The sequence below is a fragment of the Methanobrevibacter curvatus genome, from assembly GCF_001639295.1.
GTDB lineage: Archaea > Methanobacteriota > Methanobacteria > Methanobacteriales > Methanobacteriaceae > Methanoflexus > Methanoflexus curvatus.
In genome coordinates, this window is the sequence record NZ_LWMV01000040.1 from 1 (window position 1) to 4,132 (window position 4,132).

Sequence of the window (4,132 nt, forward strand, 5' to 3'; positions counted from 1 at the left end):
CAGATCCAGACACATTAGATGATTTAACAACACTAATGTTCACAGTAGGAACAACAGTAATATTAGTAGTATTATCAGGAGTACTACTATTATTTCCAGTGTTGTTTTCAGTAACATTAGTAACATTCGCAATATTCACAATACTACCAGTACCATTCAAACGAACAAGAATATCCAAAACAATACTCTCACCATTAGCCAAAGTACTAATATCCCAAACACCAGTACTTGCAACATAACTAGTTCCACGAGGACTAGTACTATTAATATAAATCAATCTACTATCTAAAACATCAGTAATAACCAAACCAGTCGCATTATCAGGACCAAAATTAGTCACATTAATAGTGTATAAAACAAATATGCCATTTAAGACAGATCCAGACACATTAGAAGATTTAACAACACTAAGATTTACAGTAGTGACAACAGTAATATTAGTTTCATTATCAGGATTACTACTATTATTACCAGTATTATTCTCAGTAACATTAGTAACATTCGCAATATTCACAATACTACCAGTACCATTCAAACGAACAAGAATATCCAAAACAATACTCTCACCATTAGCCAAATTACCAATACTCCAAATACCAGTACCAGGAACATAGAAAGTAAACCTTGGACTTGTACTGTTAATGTATATTAATCTACTATCTAAAACATCAGTAATAACCAAACCAGTCGCATTATCAGGACCAAAATTAGTCACATTAATAGTATACAAGATATAAGCACCATTTAAAACATTACCAGACACATTAGATGATTTAACAACACTAATGTTCACAGTAGGAACAACAGTAATATTAGTAGTATTATCAGGAGTACTATTATTACCAGTATTATTCTCATTAACACCAGTAACATTCGCAACATTCACAATACTACCAGTACCATTCAAACGAACAAGAATATCCAAAACAATAGACTCACCATTAGCCAAACTACCAATATTCCAAACACCAGTACTTGCAACATAATAAGTAAATCTCGGAGATGTACTGTTAATGTATATTAATCTACTATCCAAAACATCAGTAATAACCAAACCAGTCGCATTATCAGGACCAAAATTAGTCACATTAATAGTATACAAAACAAATATACCATTTAAGACAGATCCACTTACATTAGAGGTTTTAACAACACTAATGTTCACAGTAGGAACAACAGTAATATTAGTAGTATTATCAGGAGTACTACTATTATTTCCAGTGTTGTTTTCAGTAACATTAGTAACATTCGCAATATTCACAATACTACCAGTACCATTTAAACGGACAAAAATATCCAAAACAATACTCTCACCATTAGCCAAAGTGTTAATATCCCAAACACCAGTAATAGCATCATAACTAGTTCCACGAGGACTAGTACTATTAATATAAATCAATCTACTATCCAAAACATCAGTAATAACCAAACCAGTCGCATTATCAGGACCAAAATTAGTCACATTAATAGTATACAAGATATAAGCACCATTTAAAACATTACCAGACACATTAGAAGATTTAACAACACTAATGTTCACAGTAGGAACAACAGTAATATTAGTAGTATTATCAGGAGTACTATTATTACCAGTATTATTCTCATTAACACCAGTAACATTCGCAACATTCACAATACTACCAGTACCATTCAAACGAACAAGAATATCCAAAACAATAGACTCACCATTAGCCAAATTACCAATATTCCAAACACCAGTACTTGCAACATAATAAGTAAACCTTGGACTTGTACTGTTAATGTATATTAATCTACTATCTAAAACATCAGTAATAACCAAACCAGTCGCATTATCAGGACCAAAATTAGTCACATTAATAGTATACAAAACAAATATACCATTTAAGACAGACCCAGACACATTAGAAGATTTAACAACACTAATATTCACAGTAGGAACAACAGTAATATTAGTAGTATTATCAGGAGTACTACTATTATTTCCAGTGTTATTTTCAGTAACATTAGTAACATTCGCAATATTCACAATATTACCAGTACCATTTAAACGGACAAGAATATCCAAAACAATACTCTCACCATTAGCTAAAGTGTTAATATCCCAAACACCAGTACTTGCAACATAACTAGTTCCACGAGGAGTGGTACTATTAATATAAATCAATCTACTATCTAAAACATCAGTAATAACCAAACCAGTCGCATTATCAGGACCAAAATTAGTCACATTAATAGTATACAAAACAAATATACCATTTAAGACAGATCCAGACACATTAGATGATTTAACAACACTAAGATTCACAGTAGTGACAACAGTAATATTAGTTTCATTATCAGGATTACTGCTGTTATTACCAGTATTATTCTCAGTAACATTAGTAACATTAGCAATATTCACAATATTACCAGTACCATTTAAACGGACAAGAATATCCAAAACAATAGATTCACCATTAGCCAAATTACCAATGTACCATACACCAGTACTTGCAACATAACTTGTAAATCTTGGACTTGTACTGTTAATGTATATTAATCTACTATCTAAAACATCAGTAATAACCAAACCAGTCGCATTATCAGGACCAAAATTAGTCACATTAATAGTATACAATATATAAGCACCATTTAAAACATTACCACTAACATTAGATGTTTTAACAACACTAATGTTCACAGTAGGAACAACAGTAATATTAGTAGTATTATCAGGAGTACTATTATTACCAGTATTATTCTCATTAACACCAGTAACATTTGCAACATTCACAATACTGCCAGTACCATTCAAACGAACAAGAATATCCAAAACAATACTCTCACCATTAGCCAAATTACCAATGTACCATACACCAGTACTTGCAATATAACTTGTAAGTCTTGGAGTTGTACTGTTAATGTATATTAATCTACTATCCAAAACATCAGTAATAACCAAACCAGTCGCATTATCAGGACCATAGTTAGTTACATTAATAGTGTATAAAACAAGTATGCCATTTAAGACAGATCCAGACACATTAGATGATTTAACAACACTAATGTTCACAGTAGGAACAACAGTAATATTAGTAGTATTATCAGGAGTACTACTATTATTTCCAGTGTTGTTTTCAGTAACATTAGTAACATTTGCAACATTCACAATACTGCCAGTACCATTTAAACGGACAAGAATATCCAAAACAATACTCTCACCATTAGCTAAAGTGTTAATATCCCAAACACCAGTAGTGGCATCATAACTAGTTCCACGAGGAGTGGTACTATTAATATAAATCAATCTACTATCTAAAACATCAGTAATAACCAAACCAGTCGCATTATCAGGACCAAAATTAGTCACATTAATAGTGTACAAAACAAATATGCCATTTAAGACATTACCACTGACATTAGATGTTTTAACAATACTAAGATTTACAGTAGTGACAACAGTAATATTAGTTTCATTATCAGGAGTACTACTATTATTACCAGTATTATTCTCAGTAACATTAGTAACATTCGCAATATTCACAATACTACCAGTACCATTCAAACGAACAAGAATATCCAAAACAATACTCTCACCATTAGCCAAATTACCAATGCTCCAAACACCAGTACTTACAACATAGAAAGTAAACCTTGGAGTTGTACTGTTAATGTATATTAATCTACTATCTAAAACATCAGTAATAACCAAACCAGTCGCATTATCAGGACCATAATTAGTTACATTAATAGTGTACAAGATGTAAGCACCATTTAAGACATTACCAGACACATTAGAAGATTTAACAACACTAATGTTCACAGTAGGAACAACAGTAATATTAGTAGTATTATCAGGAGTACTATTATTACCAGTATTATTCTCATTAACACCAGTAACATTACCAACATTCACAATACTACCAGTACCATTCAAACGAACAAGAATATCCAAAACAATACTCTCACCATTAGCCAAATTACCAATATTCCAAACACCAGTACTTGCAACATAGTAAGTAAACCTTGGGCTTGTACTGTTAATGTATATTAATCTACTATCTAAAACATCAGTAATAACCAAACCAGTCGCATTATCAGGACCATAGTTAGTTACATTAATAGTGTATAAAACAAGTATGCCATTTAAGACAGATCCAGACACATTAGA

1 protein-coding gene is annotated in these 4,132 nt (G+C 31.5%); it reads right to left on the bottom strand.

All coding sequences use genetic code 11. The annotated features are described in order from the left end of the window. A partial coding sequence (locus tag MBCUR_RS01310; protein WP_157077511.1) for a beta strand repeat-containing protein occupies positions 1–4,132 on the bottom strand: 4,132 nt, incomplete at both ends.